The 24,117-nt window shown below is 57.5% G+C and carries 24 protein-coding genes and 2 pseudogenes; 5 read left to right on the top strand and 21 right to left on the bottom strand.

All coding sequences use genetic code 11. From position 1 onward, the window contains the following. Positions 1-262: 262 nt before the first annotated feature. Complete coding sequence (gene speD / locus AC2FMY_RS21140; protein ID WP_496808027.1) at positions 263-637, top strand: adenosylmethionine decarboxylase; 375 nt, start codon at positions 263-265, stop codon at positions 635-637. Here the strand turns inward: speD and AC2FMY_RS21135 are convergent. From AC2FMY_RS21135 to repA, 8 genes are all read right to left on the bottom strand, one after another. Beyond that, positions 608-2,149: a polyamine aminopropyltransferase gene (locus AC2FMY_RS21135; RefSeq protein ID WP_496808026.1), complete on the bottom strand. Its 1,542-nt coding sequence runs from the start codon at positions 2,147-2,149 to the stop codon at positions 608-610. The two genes, speD and AC2FMY_RS21135, sit on opposite strands and share 30 nt — an antisense overlap. Continuing rightward, positions 2,146-2,370 carry a DUF350 domain-containing protein gene (locus tag AC2FMY_RS21130; protein ID WP_496808025.1) on the bottom strand — a complete coding sequence of 75 codons (225 nt, stop codon included), beginning with the start codon at positions 2,368-2,370 and terminating at the stop codon, positions 2,146-2,148. The genes AC2FMY_RS21135 and AC2FMY_RS21130 overlap by 4 nt, the downstream gene beginning before the upstream one ends. 10 nt (positions 2,371-2,380) lie before the next feature. Further along, positions 2,381-2,545: a hypothetical protein gene (locus tag AC2FMY_RS21125; protein WP_496808024.1), complete on the bottom strand. Its 165-nt coding sequence runs from the start codon at positions 2,543-2,545 to the stop codon at positions 2,381-2,383. A 1-nt stretch (position 2,546) separates the two neighbouring features. After that, positions 2,547-3,848 (bottom strand): DUF4178 domain-containing protein, encoded by a 1,302-nt coding sequence (locus AC2FMY_RS21120; protein WP_496808023.1) that lies wholly within the window; start codon positions 3,846-3,848, stop codon positions 2,547-2,549. Continuing rightward, positions 3,845-4,318, bottom strand: coding sequence for a DUF4178 domain-containing protein (locus AC2FMY_RS21115; RefSeq protein WP_496808022.1), 474 nt, complete (start codon positions 4,316-4,318; stop codon positions 3,845-3,847). Before AC2FMY_RS21115 ends, AC2FMY_RS21120 begins: the two co-directional genes overlap by 4 nt. A gap of 257 nt (positions 4,319-4,575) precedes the next feature. Beyond that, positions 4,576-5,766, bottom strand: coding sequence for a plasmid replication protein RepC (gene repC, locus AC2FMY_RS21110; RefSeq protein WP_496808021.1), 1,191 nt, complete (start codon positions 5,764-5,766; stop codon positions 4,576-4,578). Positions 5,767-5,965: 199 nt separating this feature from the next. Then, a complete protein-coding gene (gene repB, locus AC2FMY_RS21105) occupies positions 5,966-6,901 on the bottom strand; it encodes a plasmid partitioning protein RepB (RefSeq protein ID WP_496808020.1) in 936 nt (311 codons plus the stop codon). Then, positions 6,891-8,126, bottom strand: coding sequence for a plasmid partitioning protein RepA (gene repA / locus AC2FMY_RS21100; protein ID WP_496808019.1), 1,236 nt, complete (start codon positions 8,124-8,126; stop codon positions 6,891-6,893). Before repA ends, repB begins: the two co-directional genes overlap by 11 nt. Before the next feature lie 194 nt (positions 8,127-8,320). Between repA and AC2FMY_RS21095 the strand changes: the two genes are divergently transcribed. After that, positions 8,321-8,584, top strand: a complete 264-nt coding sequence (locus tag AC2FMY_RS21095; protein ID WP_496808018.1) for a hypothetical protein — start codon at positions 8,321-8,323, stop codon at positions 8,582-8,584. Further along, positions 8,581-8,895, top strand: coding sequence for a type II toxin-antitoxin system RelE/ParE family toxin (locus tag AC2FMY_RS21090; RefSeq protein ID WP_496808017.1), 315 nt, complete (start codon positions 8,581-8,583; stop codon positions 8,893-8,895). Before AC2FMY_RS21095 ends, AC2FMY_RS21090 begins: the two co-directional genes overlap by 4 nt. 4 nt (positions 8,896-8,899) lie before the next feature. Here the strand turns inward: AC2FMY_RS21090 and AC2FMY_RS21085 are convergent, their stop codons facing one another. Then, positions 8,900-9,955, bottom strand: coding sequence for a tyrosine-type recombinase/integrase (locus tag AC2FMY_RS21085; RefSeq protein WP_496808016.1), 1,056 nt, complete (start codon positions 9,953-9,955; stop codon positions 8,900-8,902). Positions 9,956-10,216: 261 nt separating this feature from the next. Next, positions 10,217-10,402 (bottom strand): annotated as a pseudogene (locus AC2FMY_RS21080) (DDE-type integrase/transposase/recombinase); the annotation flags it as partial. A 48-nt stretch (positions 10,403-10,450) separates the two neighbouring features. On the opposite strand from AC2FMY_RS21080, the pseudogene AC2FMY_RS21075 reads away from it, so the two are divergent. Then, positions 10,451-11,161 (top strand): annotated as a pseudogene (locus AC2FMY_RS21075) (IS6 family transposase). On the opposite strand, the gene AC2FMY_RS21070 reads toward AC2FMY_RS21075, so the two are convergent. From AC2FMY_RS21070 to AC2FMY_RS21030, 9 genes are all read right to left on the bottom strand, one after another. Beyond that, complete coding sequence (locus AC2FMY_RS21070) at positions 11,137-11,715, bottom strand: hypothetical protein (RefSeq protein WP_496808015.1); 579 nt, start codon at positions 11,713-11,715, stop codon at positions 11,137-11,139. The pseudogene AC2FMY_RS21075 and the gene AC2FMY_RS21070 overlap by 25 nt on opposite strands. Before the next feature lie 24 nt (positions 11,716-11,739). Then, positions 11,740-12,585, bottom strand: coding sequence for a KPN_02809 family neutral zinc metallopeptidase (ypfJ, locus tag AC2FMY_RS21065; RefSeq protein ID WP_496744474.1), 846 nt, complete (start codon positions 12,583-12,585; stop codon positions 11,740-11,742). A 188-nt stretch (positions 12,586-12,773) separates the two neighbouring features. Further along, positions 12,774-12,959, bottom strand: coding sequence for a hypothetical protein (locus AC2FMY_RS21060; RefSeq protein ID WP_496744472.1), 186 nt, complete (start codon positions 12,957-12,959; stop codon positions 12,774-12,776). 28 nt (positions 12,960-12,987) lie between these two features. Continuing rightward, entirely contained in the window at positions 12,988-13,998 is a 1,011-nt protein-coding gene (locus AC2FMY_RS21055) for a HupE/UreJ family protein (protein WP_480752174.1), read from the bottom strand. Further along, positions 13,995-14,873: a peptidyl-prolyl cis-trans isomerase gene (locus AC2FMY_RS21050; protein WP_496808014.1), complete on the bottom strand. Its 879-nt coding sequence runs from the start codon at positions 14,871-14,873 to the stop codon at positions 13,995-13,997. The genes AC2FMY_RS21055 and AC2FMY_RS21050 overlap by 4 nt, the downstream gene beginning before the upstream one ends. A gap of 55 nt (positions 14,874-14,928) precedes the next feature. Beyond that, positions 14,929-15,588 (bottom strand): hypothetical protein, encoded by a 660-nt coding sequence (locus AC2FMY_RS21045; RefSeq protein ID WP_496744469.1) that lies wholly within the window; start codon positions 15,586-15,588, stop codon positions 14,929-14,931. A gap of 164 nt (positions 15,589-15,752) precedes the next feature. Continuing rightward, positions 15,753-16,754 carry a SphA family protein gene (locus tag AC2FMY_RS21040; protein WP_496808013.1) on the bottom strand — a complete coding sequence of 334 codons (1,002 nt, stop codon included), beginning with the start codon at positions 16,752-16,754 and terminating at the stop codon, positions 15,753-15,755. A 77-nt stretch (positions 16,755-16,831) separates the two neighbouring features. After that, positions 16,832-18,703, bottom strand: a complete 1,872-nt coding sequence (locus AC2FMY_RS21035) for a DUF3604 domain-containing protein (RefSeq protein ID WP_496808012.1) — start codon at positions 18,701-18,703, stop codon at positions 16,832-16,834. Between the two features lie 14 nt (positions 18,704-18,717). Then, positions 18,718-20,637 carry a DUF3604 domain-containing protein gene (locus AC2FMY_RS21030; protein ID WP_496808011.1) on the bottom strand — a complete coding sequence of 640 codons (1,920 nt, stop codon included), beginning with the start codon at positions 20,635-20,637 and terminating at the stop codon, positions 18,718-18,720. Positions 20,638-20,997: 360 nt separating this feature from the next. Between AC2FMY_RS21030 and AC2FMY_RS21025 the strand changes: the two genes are divergently transcribed. Continuing rightward, positions 20,998-21,684: a Crp/Fnr family transcriptional regulator gene (locus AC2FMY_RS21025; protein WP_496808010.1), complete on the top strand. Its 687-nt coding sequence runs from the start codon at positions 20,998-21,000 to the stop codon at positions 21,682-21,684. An 84-nt stretch (positions 21,685-21,768) separates the two neighbouring features. On the opposite strand, the gene AC2FMY_RS21020 is transcribed toward AC2FMY_RS21025, so the two are convergent. Together AC2FMY_RS21020 and AC2FMY_RS21015 are read right to left on the bottom strand one after the other, a co-directional pair. Next, complete coding sequence (locus AC2FMY_RS21020) at positions 21,769-22,956, bottom strand: MFS transporter (RefSeq protein WP_496808009.1); 1,188 nt, start codon at positions 22,954-22,956, stop codon at positions 21,769-21,771. Between the two features lie 328 nt (positions 22,957-23,284). Further along, positions 23,285-24,064, bottom strand: a complete 780-nt coding sequence (locus AC2FMY_RS21015; protein ID WP_496808008.1) for an IS5 family transposase — start codon at positions 24,062-24,064, stop codon at positions 23,285-23,287. Positions 24,065-24,117: the final 53 nt, after the last annotated feature.

The following is a 24,117-nucleotide window of genomic DNA, read 5'->3' as shown; positions in this document are numbered from 1 at the left end:
TCATCATCACAGCAGTCGCTAGAAAGCTCGTTACAATCGCGAACGCACTCCTAAAATCTCGGCAAAACTGGTCGGCTCAGACCGCCTGAGAAATACAGTTGCTAGTGCTTGGCACGATCCCGCAATGTTCAGGCCCGACAGGCCACTCAACGACGAATGTCTGCTTCCGCGACGGAAGCATGCCGTTTGGCAAACGCAGCGAATAACGGCTTTCCGCCCACCCTCCCTTTCCACCCGCCAAATTTCCGCGTACATGCCAAGCATGACAGAAAAGACAGCTACGTCAGGCATGCATATTCTGGTTGATCACTACGGTGGTCAGGCGCTGACTGATGCAGCCCGTATCGAGGACGCCATGACCGGTGCAGCGCTGGCCGCCGGTTCCATCATTCTATCCGGCAGTTTTCACAAATTCGGCGGGCATGGCGGCGTAACCGGGGTGTTGCTGTTGGCCGAGTCTCATATCTCAATCCACACCTGGCCCGAGCATGGCTATGCCGCCATCGACATTTTCATGTGCGGTGACGCGCGCCCGGACAAGGCGGTTGCCTATCTCGAAGACCAGCTGCGCCCTACCCGATCCGACATCACTCGCATTGAGCGCGGATCAACGGAACCAGTAGTCCCAGCCGTCTAGGTAATAGCCGATCAAAGCGTGCGATTGTAGTGTGTTTGGCTTTGCTTCGATCCGGTCCATATCCGCACCGAACACCCGCGCTGCCCGCCAGACATCGTCGTCAAGGTAATTCAGCCCCTCAGGCAACCTGATCCGCCGGTCGCGGATCGGTTCGAACCCGGCCAAAACAAAACCCCATTCGCCAAAGCTGGGCACGTAGCTGTGATACGGCACGGTATACATCCCCTGCCCCGGCTTTTGCGGATTTCGGCTGGCCTCGACCGTTTCGACCAGCGACCAAAACGCCTGTGTGGCAAAGAACGGGGATCCGGCCTGCGTGACAAAGACCCCCTTCCCACTCAGCCGTTCGGCCATCAGCCCGTAGAACTGCCGCGTATAAAGCCGTGACAGCGCAATAGATTTCGGATCAGGCAAGTCAATTATGATAACATCGTAAAGCCGCCTGTCGCGTTCCAGGAATTTCCATGCGTCTTCGTTGACAATCGTCACGCGCGGATCGCGCAGAGCGCTGTCGTTCAAAACTGAAAGCTCAGGGTGATCCCGAAACAGCTCAGTCACGCGCGGGTCAAGGTCCACCAGTGTCAACGTCTGGACGTCGCCGTAACGCAGCGCCTCGCGTGCAGCCATGCCATCGCCGCCCCCCAGGATCAGAACGTTGCCGTGGCGTGGAGCAAGCGCCATAGCGGGATGCACAAGCGGTTCATGGTAGCGGTGTTCGTCTAGTGAATCGAACTGAATGGAATGGTCCAGAAACAGGCGCACCCGGTCGCGGTACCGGGTCACAGTGATCTTCTGATAGGGTGTGGCTTCGGACAGGATTATGTCGTCCTCAAACAGCTCAGCTTCTGTGATCGAAACCAGTCTTTCCGAGTGCCACAAGGCCCCCGACATCGCCGCGAACGCCAGCCCCCAAACAGCCACCTGCCACCGCGTGGCCCATTCGCGGAACATCGCCAGCGAAAGACCCGCCACAGCAAGGTTCAACGCGCCAAAAGCCAGACTGGCGGACATGAGCCCCAAGTGCGGGATCACCAGCAGCGGAAACGCCAGTGAGGCAGCCAGAGCACCGATGTAGTCCACGCTCAGCACATTCTCGAACCGGAATTTCAGCGCGCCGATCTGTTCCAGGACGCGGGCGATCAGCGGGATCTCCATCCCCGACAGGATGCCGATGGCGATCAGGGCGGAATAAAGAGGCACCGCCACCTCCCCCATCCAGGCATAATTCAGAAAAAGCATCGGCGCCATGAAACCGCCAACCAGCCCCAGCAGTATCTGCGTCCAGACAAAGCCAGAAAACGCCTGAGTGACAAACCTCGACAACCAGGCCCCTACCCCCATCGCGGACAGAAAGACCCCGATCACCAGAGAAAACTGGCGTACGGAATCGCCCAGCAAATAACTGGACAGAGTGGCGGCAATCAGCTCATAGATCAGCCCGGCCACGGCCACCAGAAACGTCGCGGCCAGCAGCCACGCGGCGCGTGCCTCAACCCCGCGAGGTGTTGTCATGACAGGATGACAGCCGCGATGATGATGGACACCGCCACAAACAGAAGCCCGATCAGAATCGCCAGGGCAACGTTCTGATCCTTTTCGATCTCATGCACGACCGAGAACGGCGTCATCCAGTCGATCACTTTCCACACGATCCACATCAGAGTTACACCCAGAAATGTGTAAAAAACCGTGCTGATAATCTCTGCAATTTGAACTGCTGCAAGATAATTCATTGATTCCTCTCTATTTTATCCGATTTGATCGATAATATCCACCGCCGCCGCTGCCAACGCGAACGGATGTGTCCAGATCGCGGCTCTGCGCGCCATAGCCATGCCACGAGACATAGCCCGTGGCCGCAATGGCCGTTGTTGAAAGGGCAATGAAAATGATCCTAAACAGTGTCACGCTATTCCTCGTCCACCCAATCCGTCCCGGACCACCTTGCGCGTTGATGCAGGTGTTTACGCGCGAACTGGAACAGGAACAACAGCCCGAAGACTCCGGCCAGAGCAAAAGCCCACAGACCACTGGACAGGCCGGATCGGGCATTGACACTTAGCTGGCTGAACGCTCGACTTGGCACACGGTCTGCCGTCACGTGGTTCCAAACCCCTTGCTCAGGTACATCCAGAACCAAAGTGTAGTCACCGGTCTGCTCGGGTCGAAAGGTCAGGCTGGCGAATTTTGAACCTTCGGTCCAAGATCCGTCCGCATCCCGTCCCGCGTAGTACTCGATCGTGCGACCCGCCTCGAACACGGGCTCGCCTTCCGGGTCAAGCAATGCGATATCCAAGTAGGCCCAGCTGTTGCGAACATTTCCTGAAAAGGAAATCCGCGTGAGTTGGCTATCAGCCTTTAATGCGATTGGGATTTCGACCGGCAGCTCTCTCCAGTCGGCTGAATAATTACGTAGAACCGACTGTCCGACGCGGGTTTGCAAGACCATCGCCATTAGCAGGGAGATCATTGCAAACATGAAGGCCATGTTGCGCAGAAAGCTGTAGTTAGGACCCGCAACAAAGGGCTGCAACGGGTGAACGCGATGCGGCTTAAGGTCCAGCTTTATCCCAAAGGCCGCTTCAGCGTCTTCTTTCGGCACATAGACCGAGAGATGAGTTTCACGCTCAGCGCCTGTGGTCGAAAACCCTAACATCGCGCTTTCGGACATGGCAGATACGGTCGTGGTCATTTCACCCGGTTTCGGAGCCCAAGTAAACTCACCCTCGACATAGGTGATTGAGCTTGTGACTGTCCCATAGTACTGAAAGCGTCCGCGTTCATTAGTCACTGTTGGTGGATGTTCTGCGGTTTCAACCCACCGCTCGGACATCCAGCCCGGTCCGCGATAACGCCGGGTGAAAGTCAGGTGTCCATTTTCCAGTGTCACCCACGCGTAGCCGTGGGTTGGAGAAAACAGCTGATGATCAACCCAATTATAAACCAGCCCACCCCAGCGTTCGGAATGTTCCATCAGGCCAATGATCGTGAACTCTACCCCGAGCAGCGTGCCGGTCATTCCGATCGAAAATGGCGTCTGGGGCCGTTTCAAACCTTTGAATTGACAGAGCGTCCTGTAGTTGTCCTGCGCATCAAGTTCTGCCCCGCAATACGGGCAGATTTGTACGACCACCCTGCCCCCACCCAGCACGTCCAGACCGGCACCACAGCTGGTACAGTTGATCGACAGAAGCTCTGGGTTTCGAGTCATGTCCGATGTTCGACCTTTACATCAAACGGATCGTACCAGCGCCCGTAAAACCACATCCTGTGTGCCTCCCAATACTCGCAGGACAGCAGAGCGTCATCCCCGGCTGACGCGTTGGCGAAACTGTGCATTTCACCGACCTGAAGCAGCTCTTCAAATTGGCCGCGCAGAGCGACGCATTCAGCGGTTTCTACTTCTGTAATCGTAAAGGTGGCCGAGTCGAAATCCAGGGTTTCACCCGGTTTGAACGGGGGGGCGGATTTTGGGACGTCCTGACCCCGCAGCCGGGTTTGCCGAACAACGTCCCCTTCGTCGACTGAAATCCAGCAGGATGCCCCGTCATCATCGATCCCACAGAACTCATCCCAGAATCCGCGTCCGTAGGAATAGCGCGCATGCCCAAGGATAAGCGCGGAATTGCGACCCAAATGAACCATGTCACCAACTCCAAACAACAGCGGTGCGTCATGCATAAAACCTTGCTCTCCAGCCGATTGAATCTGCGCGTCATTGACCACCAAAGTAGTACCGCAGGATTGGCAAGTCGCGACCTTGACCCGCTTAAGCAAAATCGTGTTGTCGGTCCCGCAATTTGGACAGTGCAAGTATTCCATGCCTTCAAGTCGCGCAACGGTTGAGAAAGTGCAAGCCGTGATTTTCCAGGGCTGTGTTGACAGCTGTCAACTGTGTGACAAACGCTTGTAGCCAACGAATGTTGACAGCTGTCAACTTACGCCGCTGCACGGCCCGAACCGTTCAGCAAAGCCATTACCATCGGCCCCGGAGAAAACGCGCCCAATGCAGCTTTGCCCGCCAATGCCCGCAAGTAACCGCCGGGGCTGTTGATGTCGCTGAACCGTTGCAGAATGCAGGCAACCGTGACGGCCGCGGTCTCTGGGCCCATCAACTCCTGCGCTTCCTGCCAGGCCGACGGGCTGATACCCATCATTCCGCGCACATAGCCTGCGGCCACGAACAGATCATGCCAGTCTTTCGGATCCCGTTCGCAATAGGGCAAGATATCAGGACAAGCTTTCAAGATTAGAGCCAGTGGTACACGGGGTAGGGGCCGATCCGGGGCCGGTTGGCGTGCAACATCAGCCTTGCCCTTGTCCATTTTTGGGCAAAGTTCAGATTCAGGAGTATTTGTGTTTGAATTCTGATACTGCCGCTCAGATTCACTGTCATTGCCGCTCAATTCTTCTGTTTTTATCGCAAGCAGTTCCTGGATATCCCCAAGGATTTGGGCTGTTTCCACTTCAAGATCAGCAAGCTCCTGCAAAGTCAGTTTGCGGCGCATCTGCTTGTGAATTCCCATCAACGCCGCAAGAAGAGCTTCCCAATCACCGGGCAGGGCGTTTTCCTGCCCGTAGAGCGCAAGTTTCAATGCATCCCGCTTGAGCAGCGACAGCTTCTCACGCGCGGCGGCCAGACGGGCCTGATCAGCACGGGCGTGTTGAGCAGCCTCGGCGATCCGGGCGGCATTGTGCAGCAGCGGGCGCAGATCGAAGCCAAAGGCACGGGCGATCTCGCCATCCGCGCCGCGGCGGGCATAGCGTTTGCCATTGGGGCTGTCGTGACGTGCAATCAGACCCGCATGGATCAAAGCCGCCAGATGTCGGCGCAGGGTGCTTTCGGCCATGCCATGGGCACGTTCAGACAGCGCCACGTTTGACGGAAAGACAATCAGGCTGTCATTGTCCGACAAGGCCAAGTTTGGATGAAACGAGACCAGCGCGTTCAGCACCGCCAGGTCCCGGTCCGTCACTTCAAAGGCGCGTCGGGCCGTGCACAGATCGCGCAGCAGTTCCCATTTGTCGATGTGCGTTACCTCGGGTGCGGCTTGCAGGGCCACCGCCTGTTCAATCAGACCAGCCGTCACCGGCCGCCGCCCAAAGGGCGTCGTTGTGATGTGTTCCATATGCTGTCACGAGACAAAACTTTTTTACCCGCCGGACTCGACGCCAGTTGACAACCGTCAACTACAAGCCATAGAATCGGAGGTGCTAAATCACCAATTCAGGCCTCTTGGAACTTCGGTTCTGAGGGGTCTTTTCTTTCCGTCCTGTCTGTTTCGTGCCTCCTTGTCGCTGCTCCACGATTATCCCGCGGTTGCGGGGTTACTCATCCCGACCGGTTTTCCAGCGGTGATGAAGTTCCGAGATGTTCTCGGCCAGCCAGTCCTCGAACCCTTTGGCCGTTTTTGTGTTCAGAGTGAGAACCGCTTTGGTGCCACTGCGCCGCATCTGACCCAGCACCGTTCCGTCCGCGCCATTGAGCGGCGCGGCGTCCCGTGGGGCAGGGGACTTGCGCGGCGTGAGGGCGGTCAGAACCGCTTCAAACCGGTCATCGGATGTGCCGCCCTGTGCGGCCTCAACGGCGCGCTGCTCCTGATCCTTCGGCAACAGCTCTGCCAGTTTCAGCCAGCGGTCCCGACCCACCGACGGGGCAGCTCCGATCGCCTGGATCAACGGCTCCGGGATACGATCAGACACGGAAAGCATACGTGATATCAACGTCTTATCGACGTGCAGTGCGTCGCAAATCACCTTGCGCTCATAACCCATATCCTGCATCTGGCGGGCGAAGTTGACCTTCTCGATGAAACTTAGGTCGCGACGGGCGGTGTTTTCCTGCCCCTGCGCCAGGATCACCGCGCGGTCGTCCAACACCCGGATCAGCGCCTTGACCGGCTGACTCAGGGCGCGCAGCGCGGCTACCCGGCGACGGCCATAGACCACCTGATAGCGTTCGCCTTTGTTGGGGTTCGGGCGCAGCAGCACAGGCACCTGCTGGCCATATTCGCGGATCGACTCGATCAACTCTGCCAGACCGGCGTTTTCCTCTAGCCGGTCTTGAAGACCGCCCTGATCAATCATGCGCGGGTCAATCTCCTGCACCGCACGGGATTTCAGATCCGAAATCGACTGGCTGACCGCCCCGATCGCTCCCGAGCCATAGCGCGGCTTGGCCACATCGACGCGGGCAGGGGCCTCATCAGCGGGCGGGGCAGGGGGGGCATCCATCAGTCCCTTGAGAAGGTTCTTACGCGCCATGACCACGTCCCCATGCTGATTGAACCAAAGATTCAATTTCACCGTTTACTGCGTTCAGGCTTTCGATGGCCCGCTCATAGGTGGAGCGCGTGAATTGGCCCTTTTCGACCTCGTATAGGGTCTGTTTTGTGATCCCGGCATCGGAAATCGCGGTCGATTTCAGCACCGGATGGTTCAGCACATGATCCCCGAACATCGAGCGCATGAAGCTGACCATCTGGTTCTGCGGCCCATCGCCGGGCTCATACCGCGTCACCACATAGCGAAGCCAATCATAGGACATGTTGCCCCCGGCCTCGCTGACCACGCCCAGCAAGTTCGAAGTCATCAGCAGGAACTGGCACATCGACATCACGTCCAGCATCTGCGGATGCACCGTGACCAGAACGGCAGTGGCCGCTGACAGGGCGGACATGGTCAGGAACCCCAGCTGTGGCGGGCAATCGACGACAACCACATCATACTCCTGTTCGACTGAGGACAGCGCGTCGCCGATCCTTGTAAAAAACAGGTTACCGTCCCGTTGCGTCAGTGCGCGGGGGGAGTCGTGTTCGAACTCCATCAGGTCCAGATTGCCGGGGATCAAGTCCAGATTGGTGAAATAGGTCTTTTGAATCACGTCGCGCAGCGGCACAGGATCTTCATAACGGATCGCGTCATAGAGCGTACCGCCATCCAGCAGGTCGAACTCGGGCTGAAACCCGTGCAGCGCAGAAAGGCTGGCCTGAGGATCCAGATCGATACCCAGCACCTTGTAGCCATCCAACGCCATCTTCTGCGCCAGATGCGCGGCAGTCGTCGTCTTACCCGAGCCACCCTTGAAATTGATGACCGTGATCACTTGCAAATGATCGCCGTTCCGCCGCCCGGGCAGATAGGTTCCGGGCGCCTTGGCCCCGGCTTCAAGCAATTCGCGCAGAGCCTGAATATCCTCGGGCGAGTAATAGCGCCGCCCACCCGCACGGGTTTCGGGCGACGGGCCGCGGCCATCCAGATGCAGCTTGCGTAAATAGGCATCTTTGACGCCCAGCAATTCGGCGGCCTCTCCAGACGTGAATTTGCGTAGGGATCGTTTGGCGTCGGGGGGGAACAACTGTGCGCGATGCGCCTGTAGTCGTTCAGACAACCGCCGGGCGTGATCGCCCACCAGAAGGTCGATCCGTTCCCGTGTATGGCCAGAATGCTGCGCCTCCGATACGGTGGCACTTGCGGTTACTTGCTCCATCTCTGCCCTCATTTGGCGCTGCGTTGTTACGCTTATCGCCGTTTTATTCACTGCTTTCCGTAAGTAATGGGGCAGAACCTACGATTCTTGCAAGTGTTTTTTCTATATCCTGTGGCCTCAAGGGCCTGCACCACAAGGCAATCGGGCTTGACTTGGGCTTTAGGTATGACCAAGTATGACCTTGGAGGCCCGATATGACCATCAAAACCACGCTCAGTTTCACCGATCGTCACCACCGATTCCTCAAGGATAAAGTGGGGCAGGGGGTCTATGCCTCGGCCTCGGCCGCTGTTGCTGCAGCGGTTGAAAGGATGATTGAGGATGATGAGGTCCGCGAGGTCGCTTTGGACGCGATGGCCGACGAAATCCGCCGTCGGGCGGCGACCCCGCGCTCGGAATTTGTCGAACATGACCACGTTTTTGCTCCTGCAATGCGCCGTCTGGACCGCAAAGGGTGACGTATCGACTGCGCTACCACCCGTCGGTGGCGGATGATCTGACAAACATTTCGGAACTGATCGAAGAGTATGCCGGCCCACATATCGCGAGCCGCAAGCTGGCGGAGATTGCCGAGGTCGCGCAAAGCCTTCGTACTCTGCCCCATATCGGTACACTGCGTGATCATATCCTGCCGGGCCTGCGCGCCATCCCAGCGGCCCGCCGCGCGGTGATCGCCTTTACAGTCGATGACGAAGCCCGAGAAGTCTACGTGTTGGCGATCACTTACGGTGGAGCTGACTGGATCACTCGTGCGGGACGCCGCAGCTAAAGTTTCACCCCAACAGGTCCGCGGCCGGGTTATCCGCAATATCGACGTCATCGTAGTATTTCTGTGCCTGCGCCACAGAGCGGTGCAGCGAGAGGCGCATGGCGGCTTGGATCGGCGCACCGTCCAGCGCCGCCTGGGTCAGAAACCCCGAGCGCAGCCCGTGCGGCGAGGCGAAGTCTTCAGGTAGCCCGGCCAGCTTCAGCCGGTGTTTGACGATCTGATAGATCGCATCCGGGCTGAGGCGGCGTTTGAGCACCCGGTCGGCCTTGGAGATGGGGCGGAAGAGCGGCCCATCCCCGATCTGACCCACCTCAATCCAATGCACCAAAGCCTGCGCCGCGCGGGTTTTCAGCACCAGCCGCGGGGTTTCCCCCTTTTGGGTGGTCTTGGTTTCCAGCAGCGAGATCCACACCAGGCCCTTGGCCTTGAACTCTTTCAAGGACACATCTTCCCGCATCAACCCGGTGATCTCCGAGCGCCGTCTACCACCAGAAGCCCAGCCCAGCATCAGCAAAGCCCGGTCGCGGCAATCCCGGCGCGACCCCCGACAGGTGGCCAGCAGCTGCTCCAGCACATCGCGGGTGATCGGATGTTGCGATTTTGGAGTAGGGGGCCGGGCCGCGGCGCGGCGGGCTTTGGACCGCGCCTGTTTGACTTGCGGCGCGCCAAAAGGGGAGGTCAGGTTCTTCATTCGATGAAACGCAAGCCAGGAGGCAATGCGCCGGTCCAGGGTCGAAGGCGCGGGGCAGGCGAGGGACTTGCGCAGGCCTTGTTTGATCAGAGCCTCCGCGGTCCGGCGAGCGCGATCATCTGGCGCTGCGTCATTGAGATCCCGGGCGTGATCGAGAATGAAAGCCAGCGCGATGTCTTGGCGCTCCGGCCACTCAAGCGGCTTCTTGAAGGCCACATTGGCCCAGGCGGTGATGTAGAGCAGGTCGCGCTCATAGGCCCGCAGCGTGTTGGCCGGGGTGCCGCGGACATAGAGATCGGTCAGCGCCGTCTGATCGGCTTGGGACAGGGCAGGGGAGGCGGCCGGGAGATAGGGGACAGCGGGCTTCATGGCACCTATTCTGCGCGCATTTTTCAGCAAAATCAAATAAACATGATAAGGGATACTTATCGAAAATAATACCGTCGCACACAATACGCTTGGTAAAACACAAAAAGCGTATATTTTGGTCGCCAATGGCACCAAACCCTGACGATACCGACCCGTTCGACGATCCAACCCGGTCGATCTACGATCCTGATCCGGGGATCTGTTGCAGGTTCTGTTGCAATCTTTTGAGAACGGTGACCAGTTTTAGCGATTGCAGTGGAGCTAAGCAGCCAGTTCTGCAAATTGACGAAACGGACAGAGTCCGGGCGTGAACTGACCTTTGCGGATCATGTTCGCAACTTCGATTCCAGCCAGCGTTGCTGCTGCTGAATCGAAAGCTTTGAACCCCAACATCGGCCGCGTGCGCCGCTTTATGAAACGGTGGTCCTGCTCGACAATATTGTTCAAGGGCATTGCCAACTTGTTTGCGGATACTGAACTGTTTAGGCCTCACGCATGAAGATGCCGTCCAAGATGCCTCGCCTAAAGGGCTTTCGTTTTCCGCGCGAGATTATCGCCTATGCCGTCTGGGTCTACCATCGCTTTGCGCTCAGCACCGCTGATGTCGAAGATCTTCTCGCGGAGCGCGGTGTGACAGTCAGTCGGGAGACGATCCGGTAATGGGTGAACCGGTTTGGTAGCCATTTCGCCAATTGCATCAGGTGAGACCGGCCAGGGGCGGCCGACAAATGGCATTTGGACAAAGTGGTCATCCCGATCAACGGCCGGAAATGCTGGCTCTGGCGGGCCGTGGATGCGAACGGAGATACTCTTGATATCCTCGTCCAACCTCGGCGGAGTGCCAAGGCGGCCCGGCGCTTTCTGAAGCGGTTGATATCACAATTCGGCGAACCCCGTGTTGTGATCACGGATAAGTTGCGAAGCTATTTCAAGCCGATCCGCGATCTTGTGCCGACTGCGGATCACCGAGCACACAAGGGGCTCAACAATCGGATCGAAGGATCACACAGACCCACTCGAAAGCGTGAAAAGCTCATGGGGCGCTTCAAGTCGCCAAAGCAAGCGCAAAGGTTCCGTGCCGCCCACGACCAGATCAACACCGTCTTTCGACCCCGCCGTTATCAACTCTCCATCATCTCATACCGTCACGCCAGAACCGATGCTTTCGGCCTCTGGAACGGTTACGCGATCGAAATGATCGCCTGACAGGACTTGGCCTCAACCTTCTCAATCACACGCAAACAAGTTGGCAATGCCCCACCCCCTCCTCCGGGGTTACCGCCTCCACCGCCAGGTCCACCTGGGCTTCCGCCACCACCTGGTCCGCCACCGGGGCCACCAGGATTTCCCCCACCGCCGCCGGGCGGCCGGCCCGGAAGCGACCAGTTCCTTCTTTGGTTTCGCGTATCAACCAGGCAATCACGTCCGTTTGGAGCGGCACCGACTTCAAACAGCCGATGCACGCCGCCTGACCCGTTTGAGACAAACGGTGAAAAGGACAGATGAGGCCCGCTGCGGCTTTGGCTCCAGGTGTCGACGGTCGTGTTTCCGTTCGCCTCTTCCAGACGAAAATCGCCCCGTGCGGTTGTGGACAACCACACCGAGGATGCCTCGCCACGCGTCCGTCCGATATAGATCAGATCGCCGGACGAGCCGCATTGTTGGGCTGCGACCTCGGATCCCAGCGCGCCGGAAATGGAGAGCGCTGCAATTGATCCCAATGCAGGCGTCATGGTCGTACAGACAGCTGCTATCAGCATGGTTTCATTGGTTTTCCTAGAAATTCAGAGTTGTCTTGCGGCGAAGGTGTCGCAGCTGTTGGGGTTTCCGGATTTGTAGCCCCGGTTAAACCAGTTTTGTCTCTGTTCACTGGTGCCGTGGGTAAAGCTGTCTGGGACCACAACGCCTTGTTGAGCGCGTTGCAGTGCGTCATCCCCGATGGCAGCGGCCGTTTTGAGCGCTTCTTCGATGTCACCGGGTTCCAGCACCCCAAAGCGTTGATCCATAGCCCGCGCCCAAACTCCCGAGTAGCAGTCCGCCTGAAGTTCCACGCGAACCGAAAGGGCATTCGCGTCGGCCTGACTTGACCGTTGTTTGGCTCGGTTCACCTGGTCCAGAATCCCCAGGCTGTGTTGAACGTGATGGGCCACCTCATGGGCGATGACATAGGCTTTGGCAAAATCACCTCGCGCGCCCAGGCGTTGCTCCATCACCCTAAAGAAAGACGTATCGAGATAGACGCGCTGATCGACCGGGCAATAGAATGGACCGGTCGCGGACATCGCGCGCCCACACGCCGACTGAGTTCTGCCTGCAAACAGGACCAGTACCGGAGGCGTGTATTGAATACCCGAGTCTCTGAATATCTCGCCCCAGATCGCTTCGGTATCTGCAAGGACGACGGCCACAAACTCTTCGGTTTCATCGTCAATCTGCACCGGCGCGTTCGCTTGCGGAGGAGCAACCTGACCTCCGCCACTCAGAAACGGCGTGATATCAACACCAAAAAGCAGGCCGATCACGAGGACCACAATCAATCCGGCACCGCCCATTCCGGCACGAGACATACCACTGGACCCATGGCGCCGGTCGTCGATGTTTTTGCTTGTCCGTCGCCCTTTCCAGCGCATGTCGCCTCCGGCCCATCCGGGTGTTTCAAGACTAAAATCTGACGGTTCCCCGCTTTACGAGGTTCAAGCGGGGAACCGATCCGAACATCCAAAACCTGGCACAGTGACTACGGATTCTGTAGGACAATACCGGGCGTCACTTCTTCACCACTCACGATTCATCCAGTGCTTTGGAGCGCTCGAATTCCTTATCCGTCGACACCTGCGGTATCGCGTGCAGTCTCAGCCGGTGTGCATCGGTTGGTGCTGACGCCGATCGTCGCCTGCTGGACCTGACGCTTCGCGGCTTTTTCCGGCGTGCAATCCGGATCGACCATATCGCAGCCGGCAAGCGCGATAGTGACGACCAGCATAACCCTTCCAAGTATTTTCATCATTGTCCCTTCTCCTTCCTTCTTTTGTTCAAAATCCGGCCAGCCGTTCGGCCAGCCAAAACGCAGCGATGCATCCGATGGGATATCCAAGGATTTGGCGTGACGGGCATTGCGCCAAAGACCAGCCCCAAACCGCTTGCGCCACCTTCCTGACCGTCACGAACACGCCCAGCACTGCAAAGATGAAGGCGAGCTGCCCGGCCTCGACCCCAAGATTGAACGCCAGCAAGGCCGCCGGGATGTCTTGCTCGGGCAGGCCAATCTCGGCCAGCGCTCCGGCAAAGCCCAGACCGTGCAGCAGGCCGAACCCAAAGGAAATCACCCAGGGGAAACGGTTGGCCAGCGTCTTGGATTTGTCGTCAGAGCGCAGCATCTCAGTCGCCAGAAAGACAATCGACAGGGCAATCACCGCCTCGACCGGCGGGCCGGGTACGTTCAGCACGCCGAAAGTGGCCAGCCCCAGCGTGATCGAATGCGCGACGGTGAAAGCGGTCACCGCCCAGATGAGCTGGCGTAGGTTGCGAATAAGAACCAGCAAGGCGAAGACAAAAAGCAGGTGATCCCAGCCTTCGAGGATATGTTCAAAGCCCAACACGCCATATTGCCAAAGCGTCTGGATAAGCCCCTGTTGCGCGGGCAGCGTCACAGCAGGTGCGTCGGGGGTCAGGCGGAAGGTCGCCATGTTTACCGTGTCCAGATATCCCACCCGCAGCAGGACGTCTGTTCTTTGCGCCTCAAGCTTGTTGATCCGTATCGTGTTGCCACGCAGGTCTTCGGTACAGGTCATGCGCCAGACTTGCTTCCAGGCGCGACCGTCAAAAACTGGCGCCTCAAAAGTTGGCGCGGTACAGACATCCGGAAGCGCAACGTCGATATCCATCGGCGCCCCGCGAACATCCGGCTTGCGCCAAAAGACGTGCCAGTCGCTGTCGGTCTCCTGCGAGACCTCAAGATACCCCGGCTCCAGCGCGTGGGCATGGCTAAAGGCGGGCACCAAAAGCCCCACCAGCAGCGCGATCAAGGGCAGAAGATGCCTCATGGCTCACCCGCGGGCGTGCCCGTTGTCCCAAGGTCCTCAATCACATAGGTGGATCGCAGATTTTCTATGAACACCTCCGTCGCGCGCTCGGCCTGCTTCTCGCGCCAATCCGCTAGAACACGATCACGGATCGCGCCAAATGGCGGCAAGACGGCATCCCATATGTTGTCCAGCCGAACCATGTGAAGACCGAAGGACGATTGAACAGGTCCGCTCCATTCACCCAGCGGCAAGGGCTGCAGCTGATCAAAGAAACCCGTTCCAAAGTTGCCATCAACTGAGGTGCGGGCGCTCAGATCAAACCCTGTCGGAAGCAGTGACGCCTGACCCAACTGGCGGTGATCTTCCCCTGCCGCCAAACGCGTACGCGTCTGGTCGACAAACGTGTCGTTTGGGTTTTGTCCCAGATACACAAGGCTGACCGCAATCCGTGCGGGGGTCGTGAACGCCTCGGCATTGTCCGACAGGTAGGTCTGCAGCACCTCATCCTCCGGGCGGGCCGCGCCCGCCTCGGATGTCAGAAGGAAGTTCATCTTCTGCACCAACCTGTTGCGGATGATCTCATCATTGCCATCCAAACCCAACGCCAGAGCCTCGCGCACCAGCACTTCGCGGTTCAGCCAATCCTCTTTCAGATTGGCCAGCTCTTCCGCCGTCGGAGGGCGCCGCCAGGTGTCTTCAAACTGACCAGCCAGGACATCGATCTGACGCTTATCGATGATGATGACCCGTGGATCCGGATCCGTAGACCAGTCGCCCGGTTGTGCAAGTTTGAACCAGCCAAAGATTGCAAGGCTGAGAAGCGCAAAATGAACAAATGGTTCCGTGGCAATTCGCCGGAACAGGCTTTGGCGATGCGCCTGTGGCTCTACCATGTGTGGAGGATGTGTCGTTCGCCAACTTACATTCATCAGATCATTGTCCATTTCTTCAGCGGCCCTTGGGCACCAAGAGTTTCAACGTAAAGCTCACCGTGTCGGCCGCCGAAATCGCGTCGTCGTCAAAGTTATGTTCGTAAGAAAGCGTCCATTGCCAGGGCAGGCCATCGCCGCGAACCAGCCTGGATACCTTGACCCCCAGCGGCAGGCTGCTGAAATCACCGGCCTCCCAATCGTAGACAAACACCATCTCGGATGTACCGACGGACCAGCCATTGCCGAGGTTGTAGTTGAACACGGGTTGCAACGTCGACAGGTTGACATCTGGCCGGTCGTTATCTCCGGCAACGGTGAACAGGTTCTGGTTGAATAGTCCCCAAAGCCCCCATTTCTCTTGTTTTGCAAAACCGGCCGCTGGTCCCAGAGCCCATTTTTCAGCACTCAAACCATCTTCACCAGTCGGGAACAGAGCCACCGCGCCCACGCCGAAACGGCCCCAACGCCGATCAAAAGTCATAAGGTCAAACAGGGTCGTGTCGCTGATACCGGACTGTCCGTTTGCGCTATCGATAATGTAGGGGATTGTTATCCGGGCAATATGATTGGTTTGCCCAAGCGAAAACGGAATTGCAGCACGAAACTGCAACAGGCTGCTGTCCTCAGGGGAATTGTGCAGGTCATACGAATGAAAGCCCTGCAGCTGAAGAGACATGATCGATGCTGTTGGATCATTGGCCGCACTTTGCAAAGACTCCGAGTTTTCCTGCGCATGAACAACAGACGCACTTGGCAACATGGCAAGAGCAGCCGCCCGCAAAATGCCTCTGAATCCGTTCACATTACGCATCATCGCAATCTGCCTTCCATTGGAACCGTTCAGAAAGACAACGAAACCACAGCAGACAAAACATTACTCTCCAATCTACTCTTGGCTGCGAATTCATGCGTGTACTTCAGCTTTAGCGACGCCTCGGCACCCAGCAACGTGCCGCCTTGGAACGTTACCAGTGGGCCGATACCACTAACCCGTGCGCGCAGGCTACTGGCCCCGAGTGCTATTTTGGTAAACTCGGCGCCGCGTCCGCTGTCGTCATCCAGTTGCTGATAGGTGTATCCGGCAAGCCCTACGCCCCACCCGGAACGGAAGCGTTGTACTACCGCCCCTTCCAGCTGTAGGGCCGGTGCGGTCTGATAATCGGTTGCACTGTTCTTTTCGCTGAGCAGGAAGCTGATCGCGCCAGAAGCCTCGAACCCGCGCTCCGGGACGAACCAGGTCGCGGCGAAATAGGGTTGGAAGGACCAGACGTTTTTACCGACAGACAGAGCATCAATTGTCCGCTCCTGAAAGTTGATTGATGCCGTGTCATAATTTCCTGTCGGTGCATAGACTGACATTCCCGTGCTATAGTGGAGGTTGCCTCTGTGCCAACCGACCATCCCGGTCAATGTCAGATCTCCGAAGCCGGACACACTGTCGTCGATGCTTGCCCCCTGCAGGGGCGGTCTAATCGCAGTGAAGGTCAGATCAGCGAACGGAAAAGGGACGGTCAGGTTTACTGCGGGTGTTCCGCCAAAAACCTGCGCATCAAAGACCTGAGTGGCGCTCAGCCGCCACAGATTGAGCTCAAGATCCGCGTCAGCAGCAATGGGCAGGCCGCCAACTGAAATGCCCTCAACACTTCCCTCAAGATGGTCAAAGCTAAGACTTACATAGGTCCCAGGCTCAGGAACAAACCCGGCAAACGTATCTCGCGTGCCAAGGAAATAAGCCCCGATTCCACCCTCAACCGCACCGGCGGGATTGACCGGCAGGATCATCGTCGTCGCCAGAGCTGCGGCGCAAAGCCCGGGGCGCAGGCCGCACTTTTCGTTTCTCATTTTGTCACCTCGTTCTTGCAGAGTTATGCAGACTTTGCGCCGTTCCTTCTTTTTGGGAACGCATTTTGGGTTTGGGATCAGGGCGTGTACCAAATGGGCGACGTATATGCCCGATCCTGAATAGTCAGCGGTGCGCCTTCGGGCAAATCGACACCAAAAAACTTGCGGTCATATGTGGTCCAGCGCGGGGTCGGAATTTCCAGAACGCGCAAATAGTAAAAGGCCGATTGCGCCGGATCGAAATCCGGGTCTTCCCAAAAGGCTGCGAGAATGGGTTGTCCAATGTCGTTTGTGTAGGTTGCGGCGTCCACGTCCACTGTATTGCCGACGTCGCCATCGCACATCTCATCAACGAGGTCGCGGCCACTACAGGCGACATCGAACACCTTTTCGCTTGTTGTCCCATCCGCATTCAGCCAGCCTTTGATGACCTGAATGCGGTCCAGATTGGCACCATCCGGATCTCGCAAAGCGCGGATGAGCATTCGCGGCGCACGACCGTCCCCACTTGCCAATTCACCACCCATCGGAACACCATTTAAGTAGCCGTACGCGGCGAAGTCTGACCGAGGAAGGTCAGATTCCTGAAAGTCGTACCCGGCAAAGACGCGCACCCGGATGCGCGTTCCGGTGGTCGCGTAGACCTCCTTGCGCATCATTGCGTCCCAGATCGCTTCGCGGGTGTTCTCTCGCGCCCAGACCCCAGCTAGACCAGAGGCGGAGGTCTCCCATGCATATTGCGCGACGCTCTCGTCGCCGCCGATGCCGCCCACGACCTCTTCGAAGCGGATCGGGTCGGCGGTGGGTTCGAGGGCCACGACCTTGCCGAACATGTTGTCCTCCTGCGCGCTCGTCAGCGAGGTGTGACTGTCGGTCGAACCGATCATGCCGAACTTGAACGGGTTGACGCCAAGCTCAGTGCGATAGGCCAGCCCCTGCTTCAACGCCTCGCGTGCGTACTCATTCGGGATCATTTCGGGCGTCTTGGGATTTGGGCCCAGTTGCCCCTTGTCCCATGTCTCGAAATCGGCGAATTGATCGTCCGGCGACAGCATCGGATGCGCCTCGCCGTCGCCCTTCATCTGCGTCACCTCGTAGAGCGGCTCCCACCTTGCACGGCGCTCCGCGTAACCGGCATCGAGAGGCTCATCGGTTCCGAGCTTCACGGTGTCGAACATCAACCCGTTTGACAGGTTGCCGTTGTGGGGGATCGCGAGCAGCCGGTCGTCGGTATCGGCCTCGTATGCTGCCATCCAATCCCAAAGGTCTTCAGGATCGACGCTGTCATAGGCCGAAAACGGCAGCCGGGTATCAGCGTTTTCCTTGCCGCCCCGATAGATGACGTTGCGGTGCAGGTTGGATCGGTCGAAGGTAGACGTCCATTCAAACCCGATGAAGGCGGTGAAGGCGCCGGGTTGGTTGTGGCGCTCAGCCGCCGCCGTGATCTCCTGCCAGACGCTGTCATAGAGGCCGGGCACATCTGCCAGCGGATCCTCGCCCGAGGCCTTGGTCAGCGAGAAGATTTCCCACGCGCGCGGGAGATCGCCCGCATCGACCGCCGCGAGCAGCGATTGGCCATACTCCGTTTCAAGCAGTCGCGGGTCGCGAGACGCCAAAAGAGGTGCAGTTCCAAGGTTCTCGGCATGATCGGCAACGACGAGAAAATCCAGCGGCCGCGCAAGGCGCGCGGGCAGGCCGGTCGAGGACGTGACTGTCTCACCCTTGGCGAAGCGATAGGCCTCGTCGGGTCCGAGCGTGTTGCCGATCAGACCCGCATCGGCCGAATAGGTCGTGTGCAGATGAGTGTCGCCGAAGAAGACCTGATTGGGAAAGTCCTGTGACGGATAGGGCGAGTAGTCGCCTATAGGAGCAACGGCCGGCGCGTCCTGGGCGTGGATCGCCCCTGCCAGAGCAATCGCAGAAACGGCAATCGGAATGAGCTTTTTCATTGCAAACGAACTCCTTAATTCTTGGGCGTGTACCAAATGGGTGAGGTGTAGGCGCGGTCCTGCGTGATCATCGGAACACCAGTCGCCATTTGAACGCCGAACTTTGCGGCGTCATAAGCCGTCCAGCGTGGGGTGGGGATTTCGATGACCCGGGCATAATAGAATGCGGGTTCTGCCGGGTCGAAATCCGGGTCGGTCCAGACGGCACCAAGCTCGGGCGCACCGATGGTGTTTGTCCAGGACGGAACCGACAGGTCGACGGTATTGCCAACCGGCGGCAGTTTTCCGTTCTCATCCGGAGACCGGTCACCCCCCCACGCAACATCATAGACCTTTTCCATGGCCTCGCCGGATTCAGCATCGATCCAACCCTTGATGATCTGCACTCGGTCAAGATTTGCACCCGACGGATCACGCAGAGAATAGACGAGGAAGTCAGGCGCTTCGCCGTCCGCAGGCGCGGCAAGATCACCACCCATGGGGACCCCGCCATAGTAGCCGACCTGAGCCAGATCACGACGGTTCATCGCGTCGGCTTCATAATCGCCACCAAAGAACCTTACGGATAGGCGCGATCCGGTCGTCGCGTAGGTTTCGCGCCGCTCCATGGCATCAAAGATCGCACCACGAGTGTTTTCCGTGGCCCAGACAGCGGTCAAACCCGCGGCTGAATAGATGGACGAGTCGTACGCAACATCGCCGTTCGGATATGTCCTTCCGACATGCGCCGCCCGTTCACCGTTGGGTTCATAGGCGGTAAATTTTCCATAAAAGTTGTTTTCCTGCGCCGTGGTCAGGCCGGTATGCGTATCCGTCGCGCCGTCGGCACCAAACTTGTAGGGGTTGGACCCAAGTACAGCGCCCAGTTCCAGCCCACGCAACAAACCAGACCTTGCATATTCACCCGGCAGCATCTCGGGCGTTTTTCGAACCGTCGCGTCGAGATTGCCATAATCCCATGTCTCGAAGTTGGCAAACTCGTCCTCGGGCGATAGCATGGGATGCGCTTCGCCATCCCCTTTGAACTGAGTCCATTCATAAAGCCGTTCCCACTTTTGGCGTGCTTCCGCATATGCCGGATCGAGTGGTGCACCATCGGCAAAATCATCGACCAGCGGGAACATCATGCCGCTGGAAAGGTTGCCGTTATGCGGAATTGCGGTGACATCGCCACCCGTGACCGTTTCGTAGTTCTCGAGCCAAGCCCAGAGGTCACGCGGATTGCTCGACCCCATTGGCGGTGTTGTGGTGTAAGGTACAATCTGACCTGCGCGTTCGGGCCCGTCTCGAAAAATGACGTTGCGGTGCAGATTGTTGCCCGAGACCAATGAGGTCCATTCAAACGCGATGAAGGTGGTAAAGACACCGGGGTCGTTGAACTCTTCCGCTGCGGCAATGATATCATCCCAGACCCGCTTGTAAGCCGGATTGCCGGGCTGGTAGTTGAGTTCGGACGAAATTGTGCCTTGTGCAAACTGTTTTGTGAGTTCCTGAGCCGCCATGCGGGCCGCTTGTCCGCCTTTGGCAAAGGCTTCATGAAATTGCCGCCCTTGCTCATCGGCCATGATGTTGGGCGCACCGGACAAAATGTCAGTAATGGCGCCCATCCCATCAGAATGATCCGTGACCATGTAGAAATCCAGGGGACGAGAGAGTTTGACAGGTTGACCGGTGTTCGAAATCACCTGCTCACCACGGGCCAGTCGATAGCTATCGCGTGGCAAAAGTGTTGTTCCACCGCCTCCCGCATCAGCCGACAACGCGGTGTGGACATGCGTGTCGCCGAACAATGGTCGCGTCGGAAACGCGCGGTCGGCATAGGGGGAATAGGGGCGCCCCTTCAAAACACTATCGGACGCTTCGGGCGGAGCTTCTTGTGCAAAAACGCCCATCGCAAAAAGTGTCGCAGCGAGAGAAGGAATAATTTTTTGCATCGGGTGTTCCTTACTATGTGGGCAAATAGCTATGGGTGATGGATCGGCACACTTTCGATTCCGGGCCAGTCAGAACGCCCCAATCAACTCGGGTCAGTCCCCCGCAGCCTGCCAGTCTGGAACCATGAGCGGCAGCAGATTTTCGCAGACCCAAGCCGGACTGGAGGCATTGAATGCCCCGGTGAAACTGCCAAAACACAGGAGGCCGCCTGAACCAGCCGAAAGAAAAAAACCGTTCCAATGAAGACATCATTCACCCTAAAGAATCGCAAACCTATGTCTGAAATGTCAGATTCGCCCCTTGACTGTAGCCATTAGAATAAATCTATTTGTCCGAATTCGGACAGAAGGCAGAATTGAATGCACATCTCAAGCGCTGACGCAAAAAAATATCTTTCGCAGCATGGTTGGGTTTCAACCTTGTCGGATGAAATGTTGGGCGCGTTCCTGAGCATTACTCATCATGTTACGCTTGGCCCCGGGCAGCCACTTTATTCCATCGACGATCCTGCCAGAGACCTCTTCGGGCTGGCCTCGGGTTCGATTGCTATCGAGTCGGCAGGAACCGAAAACGTGATCGAAAAAAGCTTTCTGATGCACCCTGGGGTGTGGATTGGAGCAGCACGGCTGGCCGGAATAAAAAGACGTAATATCGGCGCGTATGCTACGCGCCCTTCGACCATTTTGGTTGTCAAAAGCAACGAGTTTGTGAGTTTTGCCGAGACTTACCCGGATATTTGGCGTCGACTGTTGTTGAACCAGATCCAAAACCATCACAGGGCAATCGGTTTTGCCCATGATCTCATGCGCCGTGGAAGCCATGAACGCCTTATTGCCGTCTTGGCCAGGTTGGCCGGGCTGTATGAACCCAACCCTCCTGTTCCAGCGATCGTCGATGCCACACACCGAGAAATCGCTACCATGGCCAACCTATCGCGCGGTGTTGTTTCTTCTCGCCTTGCGGAACTGGAACGCAAAAAACTGCTTTGGCTCGGACGCGCCTGCGTAACCATAACGAATCCCAAGGGGCTGTTGGCCTTGCTGTGAACTGTGTTCACGAGATGCGAGCGGTCCGCGTGAACGCGGGTAGAGTTTTTTCAAAGAATGGAAGGTTCTTTCCGGCTGTGCGGCTCAAATATCGGGTTTCTGGCAAGACAAACTCAACACCGCAACAAAAAACACAAGCGCCAATGCGCCCCAAAGTGGAGCGTCTGTACCGAAACTGTAAAGTGCAGTGCCTAGAACCGGCCCGGCCGCAATTCCTATTCCGCGAAAAGCCGTATTAAAGCCCGCCACTCGACCTTGATCCGTTTTGTCGGCTGATAGACTGAGCGCACCCATCGCGCCAGGAGCGACTGTCCCCAGAGAAGCACCAACGGCGATCATGCCAATCGCCAGAACAAACACATCATCGGCCAGAATCATGACCCCTATTCCGGTCAAAGCGCCAATACTGCCGGACCGCAGCAACCTAAGCGCATCCCATCCCTTTCGTGTTGCCACAAATACTTGTGATATCGTCAACGAAAGAGTTGCACCTGCGAGAACATAACCTGTGGATTTCATTGCCTCGGTACTGTTCACCAGCAGGTCATCCATTAGTTTCAACCCGATGATAGGAACAACCATGGTGTAGCCAGCAAAGCCTGCCATCGTGATCGCAAAGAACTTCCAGAAACGAGACAATCGAATGGGTTTTTTCGTCCTTGGCGGGATATGTAATTGCGAGGTCGGAAGAAATTTCAAAGACAGAAAAAACGCAAACAAGCCTGCCAGAAGAAGCGCAAAAAAGCCGACAGCAATGCCCCGCTCGGCGGTCAACCAGAGCAGCATTGACCCTGAGAGTGCGCCCAAACTGACGGAAGCCCCCATAAGACCCATGCCTGAGACGCGCGTCTTGCTGTCTGTAGTGTCGGCAATGAGCGCCTGCGTCGACGGAATGAGCGCCCCACCGAACACACCCTTTACGGTGCGGGCAACTGCAAGCGTATAGACCGTTGCGCTGGTGGCCAGAACCAACATGTTTGAAAACACCAGCGCCATTATCAACGGACTGAGCAAAATAAATGGAATAGCGGTCAAAACCAGGAAGCGGCGGCCCACGCTCTCTGACAAAACGCCCCATAGGGGCGCTGTGGGTACAACAGCCAACGCGCCGAGACTTAGGATTATACCGACTTGAAATTCAGTGATGCCATAGTCCCGGCTCACCGGACCAAGGCCACCGGAAAGCAGTGCGTTCGACGCAGCATAGACATAGACACCAGATACAATTGCAAGTCGCTTAATCAGGATCAATAGGTAGCTTTCAATTGCCAATCTGAAGTTACTAAGATGTTGTCGAGCATTAGGATCGATTGAAGCAAGATCAAGTTCTTAGTTTGTTGAGAGGGTTCCGTTGCAAACTTTCGACCATTGACGCTTTCGGAATTAGCAGGATGTGTGGAAGTGTCGCAAACTTTTAGAATGGCCAAAGTAGCGACTTACTGGATACACCTATCCTGCGATCTCGGCAAATTTCCGAAAGCCAGATGTCGTAGTGCTGAGGAACTGCTGCTTTCGGATCATGTTCGCAACCTCAATACCGTCCAGAGGACCGCGTTGCACGAATAGCGCTTGTGCCGCATTTGCCCCTTTCCCCGGTTCGTTATGCGGCACGTTCATAGGTCGCACGACCTAGACGGGTCATGCGGTTGAGGGCTTTGACAGCGATCTTGGTTTCGGTTGTCTGGGTCTCCAATTTGCGGCTACGCAGCTCTGATCCATTGACTTGTTTGTAACGCCCGATCTGGGCCTCGCCGCGTGATCTTTGGCCATAGCCAGTGGCCTTCTGCCAGGCCATACGACCGCCCTTGGCGATCATGTCGATATGGGCGTTGCGTGCGGCGCACTCTCCGGGAACGGCGTTCTTCGGCGGCGGAATGATCAGCTCGACATCCGCACCGAAAGCCTGTCGGATCGTTGCGGCGGTTGGTGTACCGCCATAAGCACCGTCTGCGATGAAACGGTGAACGGGACCGGCCACCTCGGCAAGAAGATCAGGCAATGCGCCGGAATCTCCGACATGCTCGGTTGTTAGGCGTGACGCGACGAGCTCGCCGCTTTCCGGGTCGAACCCGATATGCAGTTTGCGCCATGTCTTGCGGGCCTTTGGCAGCCCATGCTTCTCCCGCATCCAGTCGCGGCCACCGTGGACACGCAACCCGGTGCTGTCCACAACCAGCGTGATCGGTCCACCGGCCGTGCGAATGTCAGACACGATCAGAAGCGTTTGCGCACGCCGGCAGAGCGTCAAGTAATCCGGCACGGGGAGATCCAGTTCCATGCGCTGCAGCAGACTGCGCACAAAGCCCTGCGTTTGCCGAAGCTGCAGGCCGAGCACCACTCGCAAGGCAAGACACATCTCGCGAGTACCGTTGCTGAGCACCGCGCTTGCCTAAGCGTTCGGCAGACCATCCAGACACCATGTCCCCACCAAAC

The sequence above is a fragment of the Ruegeria sp. YKSE079 genome, from assembly GCF_059612845.1.
This window is presented reverse-complemented; position numbering and strand designations above follow the sequence as displayed.

Excerpts from the sequence above, each read along its gene's own strand:
- speD (WP_496808027.1), top strand. The coding sequence starts at position 263 with ATGACAGAAAAGACAGCTACGTCAGGCATGCATATTCTGGTTGATCAC.
- AC2FMY_RS21135 (WP_496808026.1), bottom strand. The coding sequence starts at position 2,149 with ATGACAACACCTCGCGGGGTTGAGGCACGCGCCGCGTGGCTGCTGGCC.
- AC2FMY_RS21130 (WP_496808025.1), bottom strand. The coding sequence starts at position 2,370 with ATGAATTATCTTGCAGCAGTTCAAATTGCAGAGATTATCAGCACGGTT.
- AC2FMY_RS21120 (WP_496808023.1), bottom strand. The coding sequence starts at position 3,848 with ATGACTCGAAACCCAGAGCTTCTGTCGATCAACTGTACCAGCTGTGGT.
- AC2FMY_RS21115 (WP_496808022.1), bottom strand. The coding sequence starts at position 4,318 with ATGCATGACGCACCGCTGTTGTTTGGAGTTGGTGACATGGTTCATTTG.
- repC (WP_496808021.1), bottom strand. The coding sequence starts at position 5,766 with ATGGAACACATCACAACGACGCCCTTTGGGCGGCGGCCGGTGACGGCT.
- repB (WP_496808020.1), bottom strand. The coding sequence starts at position 6,901 with ATGGCGCGTAAGAACCTTCTCAAGGGACTGATGGATGCCCCCCCTGCC.
- repA (WP_496808019.1), bottom strand. The coding sequence starts at position 8,126 with ATGGAGCAAGTAACCGCAAGTGCCACCGTATCGGAGGCGCAGCATTCT.
- AC2FMY_RS21095 (WP_496808018.1), top strand. The coding sequence starts at position 8,321 with ATGACCATCAAAACCACGCTCAGTTTCACCGATCGTCACCACCGATTC.
- AC2FMY_RS21085 (WP_496808016.1), bottom strand. The coding sequence starts at position 9,955 with ATGAAGCCCGCTGTCCCCTATCTCCCGGCCGCCTCCCCTGCCCTGTCC.
- AC2FMY_RS21070 (WP_496808015.1), bottom strand. The coding sequence starts at position 11,715 with ATGCTGATAGCAGCTGTCTGTACGACCATGACGCCTGCATTGGGATCA.
- ypfJ (WP_496744474.1), bottom strand. The coding sequence starts at position 12,585 with ATGCGCTGGAAAGGGCGACGGACAAGCAAAAACATCGACGACCGGCGC.
- AC2FMY_RS21060 (WP_496744472.1), bottom strand. The coding sequence starts at position 12,959 with ATGAAAATACTTGGAAGGGTTATGCTGGTCGTCACTATCGCGCTTGCC.
- AC2FMY_RS21055 (WP_480752174.1), bottom strand. The coding sequence starts at position 13,998 with ATGAGGCATCTTCTGCCCTTGATCGCGCTGCTGGTGGGGCTTTTGGTG.
- AC2FMY_RS21050 (WP_496808014.1), bottom strand. The coding sequence starts at position 14,873 with ATGGTAGAGCCACAGGCGCATCGCCAAAGCCTGTTCCGGCGAATTGCC.
- AC2FMY_RS21045 (WP_496744469.1), bottom strand. The coding sequence starts at position 15,588 with ATGTCTCTTCAGCTGCAGGGCTTTCATTCGTATGACCTGCACAATTCC.
- AC2FMY_RS21040 (WP_496808013.1), bottom strand. The coding sequence starts at position 16,754 with ATGAGAAACGAAAAGTGCGGCCTGCGCCCCGGGCTTTGCGCCGCAGCT.
- AC2FMY_RS21035 (WP_496808012.1), bottom strand. The coding sequence starts at position 18,703 with ATGAAAAAGCTCATTCCGATTGCCGTTTCTGCGATTGCTCTGGCAGGG.
- AC2FMY_RS21030 (WP_496808011.1), bottom strand. The coding sequence starts at position 20,637 with ATGCAAAAAATTATTCCTTCTCTCGCTGCGACACTTTTTGCGATGGGC.
- AC2FMY_RS21025 (WP_496808010.1), top strand. The coding sequence starts at position 20,998 with ATGCACATCTCAAGCGCTGACGCAAAAAAATATCTTTCGCAGCATGGT.